Below are 468 nucleotides of genomic sequence, written 5' to 3'. Positions count from 1 at the left end.
ACAACCTTGCTCACGCGCAGCATAGAATAGACGTATTGTTGGGACATAGTTTTCTCGTTTCCGTCAAACAAATTTCAGACGGCCCATTTTAACCTATTGCCCCAATACTTGCTTGTTCAAATGCCGTCTGAAAATAGAAATAAGCATCAAAATATACACCGCACCGAACCGATACCCTTATTGCCCGACGGTATCAATGCCAAACCGCAGAAAATTTGATTTAAGCCAGTTTATCCTTGAACTGGCATTGCCAATATCCGGCGCGCTTCATAAAATGCACCTAATATCCTTGAAAGTACGCACATAAACAATAACAACAGAGAACACCACACCAAGGAACCTTTCAGATTTCTCAATAAAAATACTTTTCAAAAAAAGGATTTACCTCATGTCGGAAAATACGCAAAAAACAGCAAAACAAGGTTTGCCGTCACTGGCAAAAAGTACGATTTGGATGCTGAGCTTCGG

At 40.6% G+C, this 468-nt stretch carries 1 pseudogene; it reads left to right on the top strand.

What is annotated here, in order from left to right:
- Positions 1–388: 388 nt before the first annotated feature.
- A pseudogene (locus tag ACTHSP_RS21845) lies at positions 389–468 on the top strand (MFS transporter); the annotation flags it as partial.

It is taken from the genome of Neisseria sp. P0001.S005, assembly GCF_051963715.1.
Note: the sequence above shows the minus strand (reverse complement) of the source record. Positions and strands in the feature narration are given on the sequence as shown.